The organism is Parasphingopyxis lamellibrachiae (assembly GCF_003385775.1).
GTDB lineage: Bacteria > Pseudomonadota > Alphaproteobacteria > Sphingomonadales > Sphingomonadaceae > Parasphingopyxis > Parasphingopyxis lamellibrachiae.
Genome location: NZ_QRDP01000004.1, coordinates 171,930 through 186,851, shown reverse-complemented (window position 1 = coordinate 186,851; position 14,922 = coordinate 171,930). Strand labels below are relative to the sequence as shown.

Here is a 14,922-nt window from a genome sequence, read left to right as displayed (position 1 = left end):
GGAATGATGGGGGCGATCAAATGGGGTGCCATCTGGCTGCTGCTTGCCGCTCTGGCGGCTATCGCACTTTGGCAGGTTGCGATACACTGGCATCCGGTAACCAGCCAGTATCCGGTTCAGGGCGTTACCATAGGTGCGGATCAGGGTGATGTGCATTGGCCGACATTGCGGGCGGCCGGCGCCGATTTCGCCTATATCCACGCGACCGACGGCGATATCGATCGCGACCCGAATTTCGCGCACCACTGGCAAGGCGCCCATGACGCAGGATTGCGACACGGGGCTATCCATATCTGGGAATTGTGCCGCCTTGCCGTCGATCAGGCGACGAATTTCGTTGCCACCGTGCCGCCCGACGGCGATGCGCTGCCTCCTGCGATCATCCTCGACTTCGAAAATAACTGCGCCGACCGTCCGGATGTCTCCGTGTTCATCTCCGAACTCGCGACTTTCCTCCAGATGATCGAAGCCCATGCCGAGAGCCCCGCGCTGCTTTATGTAACGCGCGAATTCGATGCGACCTATCAGGTGACAAGCCGGGTCGAGCGGAGCTTCTGGTTGCCGCGCCGGCTGTTCAAACCCGATTTCGGCGCCGTGCCCTGGGTCATGTGGGAGGCCAGCGATATCCGGCGGGTCGAAGGTGTGGAAAACCCGGTACGCTGGAATGTGGTGCGTCCGGAGCAGTCAGGCTAAGGACCCTCTCTATGAGCATCATGGCTGACAAATGGATTCGCGAACGCGCACTTGAAGACGGGATGATCGAGCCGTTCGAAGACGGCCAGCGGCGGGACGGCACGATCAGTTACGGCCTGTCTTCCTATGGCTATGACGCGCGCGCCGCCGACGAGTTCAAGATCTTCACGAATGTCGACAACGCAATCGTCGATCCGAAGGATTTTTCGGACAACAGTTTCGTCGATCGCCAGACCGACTGCTGTATCATCCCGCCAAACAGCTTCGCACTAGCCCGCACCGTAGAATATTTTCGTGTGCCCAAGGATGTGCTGGTCATCTGCCTCGGCAAATCAACCTATGCGCGGTGCGGGATTATCGTAAACGTCACACCGCTCGAACCCGGCTGGGAAGGCCATGTGACCCTCGAATTTTCGAATACCACGCCGCTGCCGGCAAAAGTCTATGCCAATGAGGGGGCGTGCCAGTTCCTGTTCCTGCAGGGCAATGAGCCGTGCGAGACGAGCTATGCCGACCGGGCCGGCAAATATATGGGTCAGAAAGGCGTGACGCTGCCGAAGCTCTAGCTCCGACAGCGTCGATATTGGCAGATTTCGGCTCGGGTTAGCGCGAACCCATCGTTACCCGGCCGCGCAGACCCGCAATGGCCGCGTCGTGCGACCAGACCGGCTCTCCGTCGACATCGCCGAGCTGCATATTCTCTTCCTCAAGCACCTGTTCAAGCAGGAATGAAGCGCGTGCGACTCTGTCGGTCTCCGTCATCACGGCGGCAAGATTGAGCAGAGCGGGAACATCGCCCGTATCAGCAGCGAGTCGCCGCGTAAGGCGATCTTCGGCCATCGCATAGTCAGCGCGCTCGATCGCCTCGACAGCATAGGGGTCATACCCCGTTGGGCTGGCCTCCGGATAAGGGGCGGCCTGAACGGCAATCGGAAGTGTGCAAACCGCCATCATCACCAGCAATTTTGTCATCCATCCTCTCCAAGTTACGTTTGAATGACATATTTATTACATTTTTATGACTCTTTTGTAAATCGTCAGTGGCATGGATGTGCGCGCAACCGAGTCCTTCCATCGCAACTATCCCCAAGGATTTGCCGCTATCGTCAGTTCAAAATTGCGCTTTTCGCAAGAGAGCATATAGTTGCTACCGGAAATCCCGGAGACCCCAGAGATGCGCGCCGCGCCGTTCACGATCGGACTTATCGCCATTGCACTGGCATTTGCTGGTTGCGATGGCCGTGGCAGCGATGCTGGCGACGAACCGGAAGCGAACGCCGTCGCGGAGCTCGAAATCCACCGCCCCCATCGCCCGGGCCCTGGCACGGTCAACAGCTATTGGCTTGAAGGCCCGGACGAAATCCTCGTCTTCGATACGCAGCAGGAAATCGGCCTTGCCGAACGCGTCGTCGCGGCCATTCAGACCACCGGTAAACCGGTTACCGCGATTATTGTCAGCCATTATGATCCCGGCCATTTTGGCGGGATTCAGGCATTCACCGACGCCTTTCCCGATGCCGAAATCCTGATGACGGAAGGCGTTGCAGAGCAGATCAGCCGCGATCTTTCCGGCTATATCGAGCGGCTGCGCGAAGCCCAGGGGGACGATTATCGCGCTCCCCCAGAACCCACCCGCCTGATCACGAACCGGGAGGAACTGATGGTTTCCGGCGTTCCCGTCGTCATTCATATCGTGGCGGGAACCGAAGCGGACACAATGGCGATGCTGGCCATTCCAAGCGAGCGCGCCCTGCTTGCGTCAGACCTGGTCGCCAACCGGATGCATCCCGACTTCGCCGATGCCGATATCGACAGCTGGCCACGCGCGCTCGACCGCATAGCCCGGGAATTTACCGGCTATACCCTCTATCCCGGTCATGGCGACCCCGGCCCGGCCAGCCTGCTCGCGGCCAACCAGATTGCCTATATCTCGTTCGTCCGGAGCCAGGTCGAACGAGATATTTTGTCTGACGATCTCGCCAGCGAAGCGGAGATCAACGCCGCTATCGAGGCGATCCGCTCCAACTATCCCGACTGGGAAAGCGCCACCGGACGGCCTGCCCAGTTGCGCCGCAATCTCGAAGCGATCGTTGCCCAACTAGGCGGCGAGCTTGAATCGGAACAGGCCGAAAGCGCAGACGAAGCCCCTACCGACGGTTAGTTTTCGCGTTTTTTGCGACGTTTTGTGCGTCTACCGTCGCGCTGCCCACGATGACCGCGTGTCCGCTTCGCGGTGCCGGATGTTCCTCCGCCCTTTCCTTCAGGAAGCTCGAAGCGCAAGCCTCCGCTAACTGGATTCGCTTCAACCAGGCGCAGTTCCAGACGATCGCCCAGTGCGTACCGCGTCCCGGTCTCTTCTCCGATCAGCGCATGAACCCGCTCGTCATATCGATAATATTCACGCCCCAGGTCGCGCACCGGCAATATCCCGTCCCCACCAAAGCCCTCGACCGTCGCGAAGAAGCCGAAATTCTGCACGCCCGTGATCCGAACGGGCATGATTTGCCCGACCCGCTCGGCCAGATAGGCCGCGACATAGCGATCCACGGTATCGCGCTCGGCCTCCATAGCCCGCCGCTCCAGCTTGCTGATCGTTTCGCCCGTCGCTTCTAGCCGTCCGGCATCCATTTTGGTCAGCCTGGTCTCGGCCACGTCCGGCCCGAGCCCATAGGCGCCAACCAACGAGCGATGGACGATCAGGTCCGAGTAGCGCCGGATTGGCGAGGTGAAATGGGCATAGCTGCCGAGCGCCAGTCCGAAATGGCCCATATTGCGCGGCGTGTAATAGGCTTGGGTCTGGCTACGCAGGATCTGCTCCATCACCTGCGGCCTGATGTCGGCTTCGCCGATCCGATCAAGGATATGATTGAACGTCTCTGGCGTGATTACCTGACCCAGGGTGAAAGGCACTTCGAGGCTGGCCAGATATTCCTTGAGCGCGACCAGCTTCTCACGGCTCGGCGTTTCATGAACGCGGTACATGACAGGCGCGGTCTTCGCCTCCAGCGCCTTGGCCGCCGCAACATTGGCGGCGATCATATATTCCTCGACGAGCTTGTGCGCATCGAGCCGCTCACGCGGTGCAACCGAGAGGATACGGCCGGTCTCATCCAGTTCGATCCGGCGTTCAGGCAGATCGAGATCAAGCGGCGCGCGCTTCTCCCGCGCCTTGGAAAGCGCCCGCCAGCAATCCCAGAGAGGTTTGAGGGTCTTTTCTACCAATTCAGGCGAGAGATCGGGACCGGCCAGATCGGCAGGATCGAGGGAACAGGGCGAAGAGGAGAGTTCAACACACTCCTCGTTCTGCGCATCCATCGCCGCCTGTGCATCTTCATAGGCGATATTGGCAGCAATCCGCAGCTTGACCCGGGCGAACCGCCAGCTTTTCACCTGCCCTGCCTTGTCGATGGCCAAATGGCAGGCAAGTGCCGCACGATCCTCCCCTGCCCTGAGCGAGCAGATATCGGCCGACAAGGTCTCCGGCAGCATCGGCACGACGCGGTCCGGGAAATAGACGCTGTTGCCACGTTTGCGCGCGTCCCTGTCCAGCGATGAGCCTGGGCGTACGTAATAGCTGACGTCGGCAATCGCGACGATGACCTTCCAGCCGCCCTCGCCATCAGGCTCAGCCCAGAAGGCATCGTCATGATCGCGCGCATCGGCCGGATCGATGGCGACGATGGGGAGATGAGTCAGATCTTCGCGCTCACCCAGCGGAAGCGTGACGACGCGATCGGCCTCGGCCAGCGTTTCCGCGGCAAATTCAACCGGGATCTCGTGCTTGTGGATCGCAATGAGCGAAAAGCTGCGCGGCTCGAACGGATCGCCAAGAATTTCAGTGACCCGCGCCGATATCCGTGGCGGGCGACCCGATTTCTCTGCCATAACGAGATCGCCTGCCTTGGCGCGATTGGCATCTACCACCAGGAAATCGCGCCGGCTGCTTTTCTCCAGTCCCTTGAGCCAGAGCTTGCCGCCCTCCTCATGAATAACGCCCGTAAGCTGATCCGCGGAAGGCGCAATTTTCTTCATCGGATGGGCGATCCATCCCTTGCCCGCCTCCTCTGTCCGCGCCAGCACCCGATCGCCAATGCCGAGCGGGTGGCGCTTGCCCTGTTCCTTAACCCGAACTCGGGGCACAGGCGCGTCGCTACCCCAACGCTCTGGCTCGGCCCAGATATCGCCGTCATCGTCGACACTCACGATACGCAGCACGGTAACGCGCGGCAGGCCATCCGCCTTGTGCACGCTCTTCCCCGCACCTCTGTCGATCAGGCCCTTGTCCGCCATCCGTTTGAGCGTTGCTTTGAGCCGGATTTTGTCCTGCCCCTTCAGGCCGAATGCGCGCGCGATTTCGCGTTTGCCCGCTGGCCGGTCGGAACTCTGGATGAAATCGAGTATCTGCTGATCTGTCGGATAATTGCCATGCATAGGATGGCCATAGGTGTTTCGCGGGCAATCGTCATGCTGAACTTGCCGCCGCAGGGTGACGCCCCCGAAATTTCCGCTAAGCTGCCCAGCATGACATATGACCTCCTGATTGTCGGCGGCGGCATCAATGGCGTGGCAACAGCCCGCGATGCAGCGGGGCGCGGCTGGAAGACGCTTCTTGTCGAACGAGACGATCTCGCCAGCCACACCAGCTCCGCCTCGTCCAAGCTTATCCATGGGGGAATCCGCTATCTCGAATTTTACGAATTCGGGCTGGTGCGCAAGGCGCTCAAGGAGCGGGAGGTCATGCTGAGGTCGGCGCCGCATATCATCTGGCCGATGCGGTTCGTGTTCCCGCACAACGATCAAATCCGGCCCTATTGGATGATCCGCGCGGGACTGTTTCTGTACGATCTGATCGGCGGCCGCCGGACCCTCAAAGGCACACGGGCTCTTGCCAAGGCCAATCCGCAATATCGATCCCCCTTCTCCAATCCGCGAACCAGAGGCTTTGTCTATTCGGATTGCTGGGTGGACGACGCCCGCCTTGTTGTTCTGAACGCGCGCGACGCAGCAGATAAAGGCGCCGAGATCGAAACCGGTGTCGCGCTCGTCTCCGCAAAACGGGAAGGACCGCTCTGGACGGCCACTTTGAGTGATGGTCGCACGATCCAGGCACGGGCCCTTGTCAATGCAGCCGGCCCATGGGTTTCGGATGTGTTGGAAGACAAGATCGGCATGACTGGAAAAGCGGGTGTCCGGCTTGTTCGCGGCAGCCATATCGTCGTCCGGCGACTTTTTGCCGGAGATCAGGCCTATATCCTGCAACTTCCCGATAAACGGGTCGTTTTCGCCATTCCCTATCTCGATCGCTACACGCTGATAGGCACGACCGATATCGCAGTCGACGATCCGGCTGCGGCGGTCATGGATACGCACGAGGTCGACTATCTGTGCCGCGCGGTGAATCTGTATTTCGCTATTCAGATTTCGCCCGACGATGTGGTTTCGCTCTATTCCGGCGTGCGCTCGCTTTATGACGATGGTGCAGAGGACTCCAAGGATGTGACGCGCGATTATGTGCTGGAGATGGATGGCGGCGGTGAGAATGGAGAAGCGCCGCTACTCTCCATATTCGGCGGCAAGATAACCACCGCGCGCGCCCTCGCCGAAGACGCCGCCGACAGGCTTTGCCAGATCTCGACCCTTGGCGGCGCCCCCTGGACGCGCGATGCAAAACTGCCCGGCGGCGAACTCGGCGTCGGATTCGATGATTTTCTCGAGCAGGTGGAAGCGCGCTATCATTTCCTCGAATGGGAGCATGCCAAGCGACTGGCCCGGGCGTACGGTTCGCTACTGCCCACCATATTGGGCGATGCCAACAGCATGGCGGATCTCGGCGAACATTTCGGCGCCGGGTTGACCGAGCGCGAGGTCCTGTATCTCATCGAGAAGGAATGGGCGAAGACACCCGACGATATTCTGTGGCGGCGGAGCAAATTGGGACTGGTGATGACCGAAGACGAGCAGGCGAGGTTCAGGGAATATTTTGAAGGGCTTGCGCTGTGACCCGCCACATCCTCGCCATCGACCAGGGGACAACCTCCAGTCGGGCGATCCTGTTCAACGAGACCGGCAAACCGCTCACACATTCTGCACGCGAATTTCCCCAGCATTATCCACATGACGGCTGGGTCGAGCATGATCCGGAGGATATCTGGCGCGATACCGTGGCCGCCGTCAAAGCAGTCGTCACGGACGAGACGATGGCCATCGGCATTACCAATCAGCGCGAAACCATCGTGCTGTGGAACCGGGAAACCGGGAAACCGCTATACAATGCGATCGTCTGGCAGGACCGGCGCACGGCGGACATCTGCCGCAGGCTGAAGGCCGAGGGCCATGAAGCGATGATTCGTGCAAAAACAGGGCTGCTGCTCGACCCATATTTCAGCGCGACCAAGCTCGCCTGGCTGCTCGATCATGTGGAGGGCGCGCGCGAGGCTGCCGCAGGCGGAAAACTGGCCGCAGGCACCATCGACAGCTTCCTGTTGTGGAGGCTGACCGGCGGCAGGGTGCATGCGACGGACATCACCAATGCGGGGCGCACAATGCTTTGCAACATCCATAAGGGCACATGGGATGAGGAGCTGCTCGCGCTGTTCGATATTCATCCGAGCCTTCTTCCCGAGATCGTTGGAAATTCTGAGATTTATGGCGAAACAGACCCGGGGGTGTTCGGTCGGGCCATTCCCATTGCCGGCATGGCCGGCGATCAACAGGCAGCTTTGATCGGCCAGGCCTGTTTCCTTCCCGGAATGGTCAAGTCGACCTACGGTACCGGCTGTTTCCTGCTTCTCAATACAGGAACAGAGGCCGTTACCTCGCACAATCGCCTGCTGACGACGCCCGCCTATAAAATCGGCACAGACATCACCTATGCGCTGGAAGGGTCGATCTTTGTCGCCGGCGCGGCGATCCAGTGGCTGCGCGACAAGATGGGCCTTATTGAAGAGGCAGGCGAAACCGCCGCGATCGCCAAGGCCGCTCCGGACAATCACGGCGTTTATCTGGTCCCGGCTTTTGTCGGGCTGGGCGCGCCGCACTGGGAGCCAGATGCGCGCGGACTGATCAGTGGAATGACCCTCGACACGACCGCCGAGCATATCGTTCGCGCGACTCTGGAGTCCATTGCCTATCAGACCCGGGACCTGGTCGACGCCATGCGCGCCGACGGGGCTGACGGCCCACAGACGCTGCGAATCGATGGCGGGATGGCGCAAAATGACTGGTTTGCGCAATTTCTGAGCGACATTCTGGAGTCGCCGGTCGAACGGCCCGCCAGCCACGAAACGACGGCACTGGGCGCGGCCTATCTGGCGGGATTGGCGACCGGTCTGTGGAGCGGGCTGGACGATCTTTCAGACCAGTGGGAAGCTGCGGGACGATTTGAGCCTGCAATGGAGAATGAGCAGCGCGATATACTGTTAAAGGGCTGGCGGAGCGCACTGAATCGCGCCCTGCCCTGATATTGTGATACCGCATCATGAAACGGTAGAAGCAGCATTCGGCTATGCCGCTTGAGCGACGGGATTGGGAATGGAGAACAAGTATGGATCGCTACACTAGAGTTGCAATCGCACTGCACTGGATCATCGCGCTGCTGGTTATCGCGAATATCGGTCTTGCGGGACTTACCGAGGATTTCTCGCGCGAAGCCCGGGTCCCCTATATGGATCTCCACAAGGCGATCGGCATTTCGGTGCTGGTTCTCACGCTAGCCCGGATCGCCTGGCGGATCGGCCACAAGCCGCCGCCGCTGCCGCTCTCAATGCGACCATGGGAACGCAGCCTGGCGCGAATTACCCATTTTGCCTTTTATCTGCTGCTCATCGGCTTGCCGCTGAGCGGCTGGCTCTGGATGTCGACCTATCCTGCACCGTTTGCCTATTTCGGCCTGTTTGACGTGCCGCTCTGGCCGGTCGCCGGACAGGAAGCACTGGGCGAAACTCTACACGAAGGCCATGAGATATTGGGCAAGGCAATGCTGGCACTGGTCGTGCTGCATATCCTCGGCGCATTGAAACATCTGGTTATCGACAAGGATGGCAGCTTCCAGCGCATGCTACCCCGCGGGCGCGACTAAAAGGTAAGCGGTGTCCATTCCTCGTTGGCGTTGAGCGGCGCGAATATCTGGTCGATCAGGTGGTCGGACACATCTTCGGGCGTTGCCGGATTCCATTGCGGCGCATTGTCCTTGTCGACAATTACCGCGCGGACGCCTTCGAGGAAATCGTGGCGCTGCACGACATGCGCACCCACGCGATATTCGACTGCCATCTCGTCGGCAAAGTCCGTCTGCCGGGCGCCCTGTGCCAGCAAATAGAGCGAAACCTTGCAGGTTTGCGGGGATTTTGTGCGCAGCGTCATCAGTTCTTTCTCAGCCCATTTCGAGCCATCGGCTTCCAGCGCGGCCAGAATATCCTCATAGCGATCCGAGGCAAAAAGCCGGTTGATGGTGCCAAGATTGCCCGTGATCCGCGCGTCGGGCGGTTCGACGGACGCGTCATCCAGGATCGCGGCAATGGCCTTCGGGTCAGCCGCGATCTTCGCCTTAACGTCCTCCAGCGCATCGGACGGGACAAAATGCGTCGCCAGTCCCAGCGCGAGGCACTCCGCGCCGTCGATCCGCGCGCCGGTCAGAGCGAGAAACTGTCCGGTGCGGCCCGGCAGGCGGGACAAATACCAGCCGCCGCCCACATCGGGGAACAGGCCGATCCCGGTCTCAGGCATGGCAAAGCGCGTATGCTCGGTCGCCACGCGATATTTGCATGGCAGCGACAGACCGACACCGCCGCCCATCGTAATCCCGTCCATGAAAGCTACGGTCGGCTTGGCATAGGTGAAGAGCAGATGGTTGAGCCGGTATTCCGTGTGGAAGAACTCACGCGCCTTCATCCCATCCGTCGCGCCGCTTTCGGCCAGCATCCGGATATCGCCGCCAGCGCAGAAACCGCGCCCTTCCGCATGGTCGATCAACACGGCCTCGACGGCACGATTCTCGCGCCATTCGAGCAGCGCTTCAATCGCGCTTTCGCACATGGCGGTGTTCAGCGCATGGAGCGCCTTTGGGCGGTTCAGCCGCAATCGTGCGGCCTTGCCTTCGATAGTGGTAAGAAGTTCATCGGTCATGCCGTCCGTGATAGCTTGGCGGCCACCGCGCGTCACCCCGGAGTTGACGGCACCGGCAGGGCCGCAATGCTTGAAGCGGACGTCGATAACGCGCAGCAGGTGCAGGAACGATAAGGAACAGATACGCGATGACGGAATTCCGAACTTTATATCCGGTGATAGAACCTTATGAGACGGGCATGCTCGATGTCGGGGATGGCCATACCATCTATTATGAGCGCGTCGGCAAGAAAGGCGGGAAGCCGGCTGTCATCGTTCATGGCGGCCCCGGTGGCGGATGCCCGGATGAATACAGGCGCCTTTTCGCCCCGGATATCTACGATGTCCTTCTCTTCGATCAGCGCGGGTGCGGACGCTCCACACCGCATGCTGAACTGGAAGCCAACACGACTTGGCACCTGGTTGCCGATATGGAGCGGCTTCGTGAGCTGGTCGGCGTGGAAGAGTGGCTTGTGTTCGGCGGGTCCTGGGGCTCGACCTTGTCGCTCGCCTACGCCGAAACCCATCCCGAACGAGTCAGCGCCCTGATCGTGCGCGGCATCTACACGCTCACCAAGGCGGAAATGGACTGGTATTATCAGCACGGCGTGCCGGAGATATTCCCCGACAAATATGAGCGACTTCAGGCGCCGATAGCCGAGGCGGATCGCAGCGACATGCTTGGCGCCTATTACCGCATCCTGACGGGCGACGACGAAGCCGCCAAACTGGAAGCCGCGAAAGCCTGGTCGATATGGGAAGGCGAAACGATCACTCTCCTTCCGGACGAATATACCGCGTCCCGATTTCTGGATGGTCATTTCGCTATCGCCTTTGCGCGTATCGAGACGCATTATTTCGTTCACGGCGGCTGGCTGGAAGAGGGTCAGCTATTGCGCGACGCGCATAAGCTGCACGGAATACCCGGCGTAATCGTACATGGCCGCTACGATATGCCCTGCCCCGCACGGACAGCATATGATCTGCACAAGGCATGGCCGGAATCGGAACTTCACATCGTTGAAGGTGCAGGCCATGCTTATTCGGAACCCGGCATTCTCGACCGGCTGATCCGTGCCACCGATGGCTTTGCCGTCACCTGAGCCGGGTGCATCGCTGAGCCACAAACGGGGATTCGCCAAAATCGGCGATTGGCGCTAATTGGGTTTCAAAATGCAACAGAGGATGAACCCATGGCCGATGCAGACCCGCAGATCGTGAACAAGGATGCAATGCTCGCCGCGCTCGCAAAACAGCGAGCGGCCTTTACCGCCGAGCTGCCGGTGAGCGCGGCAACGCGCAAGGACCGGCTGACCCGGGTCGGCCAGTTGCTCGTCGAGAATGCCGATGCGCTGTGCGACGCGATGAGCGAGGATTTCGGCCATCGATCCCGGGAGCAATCAATGATGACCGACATCGTTTCGGCGCTGGGCGAGGTCAAATATGCCCGCAAGCATGTCGAGAAATGGATGCGACCCGAAAAGCGCAGCGCGCGCTTCCCGCTAGGTCTGTTCGGCGCCAAGGCGCGGATCGAGTATCAGCCGATGGGCGTGGTCGGAATTATCGCGCCCTGGAATTTCCCGGTCCAGCTGACCTTCAGCCCGCTCGCCGACGCACTCGCCGCGGGCAATCGCGTGATGATCAAAATGAGCGAATTCACACCCGTCACCAGCGAACTGGTCGAGAAGCTGATCGGCAGCGCGCTTTCACCAGAAGAAATCGCCGTGTTCAATGGCGGCCCGGAAGTCGGCCAGGCTTTCTCATCCCTGCCCTTCGACCACCTGCTGTTCACTGGCGCGACAAGCATCGGCAAGCATATCCTGCACGCCGCAGCCGACAGCCTGACGCCGGTTACGCTCGAACTGGGCGGTAAATCGCCGACCATCTTCGGCGAGAGCGCGGATATCGGGCGCGGCACGAGCCGGGTCGCCATGGGCAAGATGATGAATGCCGGACAGATATGCCTTGCGCCCGACTATATGATGGTGCCTGAAGGCAAGGAAGGCGAGGTCATCCAGGGCCTGAGTGCTGCGGTAACCGAACAGTATCCGACGCTCGACGCCAATGACGACTATACATCCATCATCAACGACCGCCATTATGAACGGCTGCAGGGCTATCTGAAGGATGCCGTGGAAAAGGGCGCGGAGCTGGTAGAGGTGAATCCCGGCAATGAGGATTTCAGCGCGTCCAACAAGCGCAAGATGCCGCTCACCATCGTCCGCAATCCGACCGAGGACATGAAGGTGATGCAGGAGGAGATTTTCGGGCCGGTGCTGCCGATCAAGACGTACAAGTCTGTGGACGAAGCGATCGACTATGTGAACGCGCATGACCGCCCGCTGGGCCTCTATTACTTCGGCAGCGACAGGGCCGAGGAGCAGAAGGTGCTGTCGAAAACGATTTCGGGCGGCGCGACAGTCAACGACGTGATCTTCCATATCGCGATGGACGAGCTGCCCTTCGGCGGCGTCGGGCCATCGGGCATGGGCGCCTATACCGGCCATGAGGGCTTCAAGACGTTCAGCCATGCGAAGAGCGTTTACAGCCAGCCTAAGATGGACGTGGCTAAGCTTGGGGGATTCAAGCCACCTTATGGCAAGACCAGCAAAGCGACGATCAAGCGCGAGTTGAAGCTTTAACTGCACAGAGCCCCAACGCCCGTTAGGCTGAGCCTGTCGAAGCCCTGCTCTTCTTTTCCAACTTCTAAAGTGAGGTACAGCCCTTCGACAGGCTCAGGGCATACGGTTGTGCCTATTCGAACTCTAAAATCACATCGTCGGCAGCGAGGCTGTCGCCCTCCGCGGCTTCGACTTTGCTCACGATCCCGGCCTTTTCGGCGCGGAGAATATTCTCCATCTTCATGGCCTCGACCACGGCAAGCGGCTGACCGGCCTCGACCTTATCGCCCTCGCCGACATGGAGCGCTGTGATCAGGCCCGGCATCGGGCACAGAAGATATTTCGAAAGATCGGGCGGCTCCTTCTCGATCATGTGCTGGGCGAGATGAGCAATGCGTTTCGGGAGCACGCGAACCACATGGCTCGCGCCGCGCGCCGTCAGCATGAAGCCATAGCGGCCCGCTTTGATCTTCACGGTAAGCGGTGCGCCGTCAAACTCCGCCTCGACGATCCGGTCGCCCGGTGCATAGGCCATGGAAAGGCCGGTCGCCTCTTCGTCCACCGAAACATCCTCAAGATCGACATGAACTTCGTGCGCAGCGCCATCAATCTCCACGACCCAGTCTGCGGGCGGGCGCAGCGGCCCATCCAGCTGGCCGGAAACACGGCGCGCGCGATCCGAATGCGCGGTCGCGGCAAAGGCTGCCACCGCGGAAAGGCGTTTCAACAATTCAGCGTCGGCAGGCGCGCCTTCGAACCCGTCCGGATATTCCTCGGCAATGAAATTGGTCGTGATCTCGCCGGAGCGGAAGCGCGGATGCTGCATCAGCGCCGAGAGAAAGTCGAGATTGTGGCCAAGCCCCTCAAGCTCGAACCTGTCCAGCGCATCGATCTGCAAATCGATCGCCGCCTCGCGGGTTTCGGCATAGGTGATCAGCTTGGCGATCATCGGATCGTAGAACATCGAAACCTCGCCCCCTTCCATCACGCCATCATCGACGCGGACGCCCGCGCCTTCCTCGGGCGGACTGTAGCGCACGAGCCGACCTATTGAGGGCAGGAAGCCGCGATACGGGTCTTCGGCATAGACCCGATTTTCAACGGACCAGCCATTGAGCGCGATATCCTTCTGCGTGAAAGGCAGCTTCTCGCCCGCCGCAACGCGGATCATCTGCTCGACCAGATCGACGCCCGTAATATTCTCGGTCACCGGATGCTCGACCTGGAGCCTTGTATTCATTTCAAGGAAATAGAAGCTCTTGTCCGCCCCGACGATCAGCTCGACCGTACCGGCGCTGTGATAATCGACGGCAGCGGCCAGCGCGACGGCCTGCTCGCCCATCGCCTTGCGCATCTCTTCGTCAACAAATGGCGACGGCGCTTCCTCGACGACCTTCTGATGGCGGCGTTGGATCGAGCATTCGCGCTCGCCCAGATAAACGATATTGCCGTGTTGATCGCCGAGTATCTGGATCTCGATATGGCGCGGCTGCTCGATAAACTTCTCGATAAAGACGCGGTCATCGCCGAAACTGGCCAGCCCTTCGCGCTTCGTCGCCTCGAATCCCTCGCGCACATCTTTCTCGTTCCAGGCGAGCCGCATCCCCTTGCCGCCGCCGCCAGCCGACGCCTTCATCATCACCGGATAACCGATCTCGCCGGAAATCTTCACCGCATGCTCGGTATCGTCAATCTCCCCGACATGGCCGGGAACGACGCTGACGCCCGCTTTCTTGGCGAGCTTTTTCGATTCGATCTTGTCGCCCATCGCCGCGATGGCGTTTGGCGGCGGGCCGATAAAGGCGATGCCTTCTTCAGCCAGCACCTTGGCGAAGCTTTCGCGTTCGGAAAGGAAACCATAGCCCGGATGCACGGCCTCTGCGCCGGTATCCTTGCACGCCTGAATGATCTTGTCGGCAAGCAGATAGGATTCTGCAGCAGGCGGCGGGCCGATATGCACGGCCTCATCCGCCATCTCGACATGGGGCGAACGCGCATCGGCATCCGAATAGACCGCAACGGTTGCGATCCCCATTTTCTGGGCGCTGCGAATAACCCGGCAAGCAATTTCGCCGCGATTGGCGATCAGGATTTTTTTGAACATGGGGCTATTGATCCTCGATCATCAGATTGCGCAGCTCGGTCGTTCGCTGGCGGGTCATCGTCGTTCGGCATCCGTGGTAGAGTAACGGCTCAGCACTGCCACCACGCATATGATAAGAGTAAGTCGCGCAGTGCTCATCGCGCAGAATGCGCCAGGCGCGCTGGGCGGCAAGCAACCGATCCGCGCCGCTCGCCCGGCCATCGTTCAAATCATCAAAACTCAGATAGTTGCGCGCATAGCCTAACGCCTGCTCCCAGACGCCCTGCAGCTCGGCATCCGCCAGCTCATATTGCCAATGGGCGCAAGCGTTCATGTGCTGCTGCGGCAGATTGCCGTAATCGGCGCAGGTTTCCGCATTGGCCGAGAACTGCAACAGCGCGAAAAGAGTCACTCCCAGCATAG

At 60.2% G+C, this 14,922-nt stretch carries 13 protein-coding genes; 8 read left to right on the top strand and 5 right to left on the bottom strand.

The genetic code is table 11. The features are described 5' to 3' along the window. The first annotated feature begins 3 nt into the window (after window positions 1–3). Both DFR46_RS00985 and dcd read left to right on the top strand, forming a co-directional pair. A complete protein-coding gene (locus tag DFR46_RS00985) occupies window positions 4–693 on the top strand; it encodes a glycoside hydrolase family 25 protein (protein ID WP_245953582.1) in 690 nt (229 codons plus the stop codon). A gap of 11 nt (window positions 694–704) precedes the next feature. Then, a complete protein-coding gene (dcd, locus tag DFR46_RS00980; RefSeq protein WP_116234762.1) occupies window positions 705–1,259 on the top strand; it encodes a dCTP deaminase in 555 nt (184 codons plus the stop codon). Window positions 1,260–1,296: 37 nt separating this feature from the next. On the opposite strand, the gene DFR46_RS00975 is transcribed toward dcd, so the two are convergent. Continuing rightward, on the bottom strand, window positions 1,297–1,665 hold the full coding sequence (locus DFR46_RS00975) for a tetratricopeptide repeat protein (protein WP_116234761.1): 369 nt from the start codon (window positions 1,663–1,665) through the stop codon (window positions 1,297–1,299). Between the two features lie 202 nt (window positions 1,666–1,867). On the opposite strand from DFR46_RS00975, the gene DFR46_RS00970 reads away from it, so the two are divergent. Further along, entirely contained in the window at window positions 1,868–2,854 is a 987-nt protein-coding gene (locus DFR46_RS00970) for an MBL fold metallo-hydrolase (protein WP_116234760.1), read from the top strand. Here the strand turns inward: DFR46_RS00970 and rnr are convergent. Further along, window positions 2,851–5,124 carry a ribonuclease R gene (gene rnr / locus DFR46_RS00965; protein ID WP_116234759.1) on the bottom strand — a complete coding sequence of 758 codons (2,274 nt, stop codon included), beginning with the start codon at window positions 5,122–5,124 and terminating at the stop codon, window positions 2,851–2,853. The genes DFR46_RS00970 and rnr overlap by 4 nt on opposite strands. Before the next feature lie 90 nt (window positions 5,125–5,214). On the opposite strand from rnr, the gene glpD reads away from it, so the two are divergent. The 3 genes from glpD (at window position 5,215) to DFR46_RS00950 (ending at window position 8,770) form a co-directional block, all read left to right on the top strand. Further along, complete coding sequence (gene glpD, locus DFR46_RS00960) at window positions 5,215–6,693, top strand: glycerol-3-phosphate dehydrogenase (RefSeq protein ID WP_116237067.1); 1,479 nt, start codon at window positions 5,215–5,217, stop codon at window positions 6,691–6,693. Then, complete coding sequence (glpK, locus tag DFR46_RS00955) at window positions 6,690–8,153, top strand: glycerol kinase GlpK (RefSeq protein WP_116234758.1); 1,464 nt, start codon at window positions 6,690–6,692, stop codon at window positions 8,151–8,153. Before glpD ends, glpK begins: the two co-directional genes overlap by 4 nt. Window positions 8,154–8,236: 83 nt before the next feature. Beyond that, the gene (locus tag DFR46_RS00950; protein ID WP_116234757.1) at window positions 8,237–8,770 is read left to right on the top strand and encodes a cytochrome b; all 534 of its coding nucleotides are present in this window, start codon (window positions 8,237–8,239) and stop codon (window positions 8,768–8,770) included. On the opposite strand, the gene DFR46_RS00945 is transcribed toward DFR46_RS00950, so the two are convergent. Then, complete coding sequence (locus DFR46_RS00945) at window positions 8,767–9,816, bottom strand: enoyl-CoA hydratase/isomerase family protein (RefSeq protein ID WP_116234756.1); 1,050 nt, start codon at window positions 9,814–9,816, stop codon at window positions 8,767–8,769. The two genes, DFR46_RS00950 and DFR46_RS00945, sit on opposite strands and share 4 nt — an antisense overlap. A 128-nt stretch (window positions 9,817–9,944) precedes the next feature. Here DFR46_RS00945 and pip point away from each other — a divergent pair, with 128 nt between their 5' ends. Further along, the gene (gene pip / locus DFR46_RS00940) at window positions 9,945–10,898 is read left to right on the top strand and encodes a prolyl aminopeptidase (RefSeq protein ID WP_116234755.1); all 954 of its coding nucleotides are present in this window, start codon (window positions 9,945–9,947) and stop codon (window positions 10,896–10,898) included. 90 nt (window positions 10,899–10,988) lie between these two features. Next, window positions 10,989–12,437 carry a coniferyl aldehyde dehydrogenase gene (locus DFR46_RS00935; RefSeq protein WP_116234754.1) on the top strand — a complete coding sequence of 483 codons (1,449 nt, stop codon included), beginning with the start codon at window positions 10,989–10,991 and terminating at the stop codon, window positions 12,435–12,437. 112 nt (window positions 12,438–12,549) lie between these two features. Here DFR46_RS00935 and DFR46_RS00930 read toward each other — a convergent pair whose 3' ends face one another. Together DFR46_RS00930 and DFR46_RS00925 are read right to left on the bottom strand one after the other, a co-directional pair. Next, window positions 12,550–14,520, bottom strand: a complete 1,971-nt coding sequence (locus DFR46_RS00930; protein ID WP_116234753.1) for an acetyl-CoA carboxylase biotin carboxylase subunit — start codon at window positions 14,518–14,520, stop codon at window positions 12,550–12,552. Between the two features lie 4 nt (window positions 14,521–14,524). After that, window positions 14,525–14,920, bottom strand: a complete 396-nt coding sequence (locus DFR46_RS00925; RefSeq protein WP_162843371.1) for a lysozyme inhibitor LprI family protein — start codon at window positions 14,918–14,920, stop codon at window positions 14,525–14,527. Window positions 14,921–14,922: the final 2 nt, after the last annotated feature.